1 protein-coding gene is annotated in these 647 nt (G+C 54.6%); it reads left to right on the plus strand.

Features of this window, described 5'->3' with window-relative positions; all coding sequences use genetic code 11:
• Window positions 1–116: 116 nt before the first annotated feature.
• On the plus strand, window positions 117–647 hold a 531-nt coding region (locus GVL03_RS19080; RefSeq protein ID WP_159502567.1), incomplete at its 3' end, for a conjugal transfer protein TraG N-terminal domain-containing protein.

Consider the following 647-nt stretch of genomic DNA (forward strand, 5'->3'; position numbering starts at 1 on the left):
GAGCGAATGAACTCCATGGTGAATGCCGTGTACGACTCGCTGGTCATCAATCAGCGTTTGACGACATCCCTGATGCGCGGCTCCTCCGGTTCGAGTGACAAGCGGTAGGAATCATCATGGCATTCACCATTTATACGATTTCCGATCCTGTGGTGATCGGAAGTGCAATGACTTCCATGGCCATGTTTTTTGGCCAGGAGTCTTTGGTGGGCTCGATCGTCAAGACCGGCCTCATGTTCTCGCTTATCTTCATTTTGGCGCAGACAGTGGTCCAGAAGGGTTTGCGTCTCGATGCCATGGTGATTCAATTGATTGTCGTTTGGGTGATGTTCATCCCCAAAACGACGGTCTACATAGAACAGTTCGATAATTCCGCTCCGCCGCGCGTTGTGGATAATGTCCCCTACGCTATAGCCATGCCCGCGTCGCTGGCGGGCAGTTTCGCGTTACTCATGACCAACCGCATCGAGCAAGTGATGGTCAACGTCAATGGAGACTACCTTTCCGTTTCTGGGAATGTGCACCCCTTTACCCCCGCGCGAGTGCTCATGAGCTTTGCAGCCTGTCCGCTGGAGCCACTGGGCTGCTTGTCGCAGAACCTTGTCGAGACAATGCGGCTTGCGGTGCGGTACTGCTCCGGCCCAGGC

The sequence above is a fragment of the Microbacterium sp. 18062 genome (assembly GCF_902706225.1).
Lineage (GTDB): Bacteria > Actinomycetota > Actinomycetes > Actinomycetales > Microbacteriaceae > Microbacterium.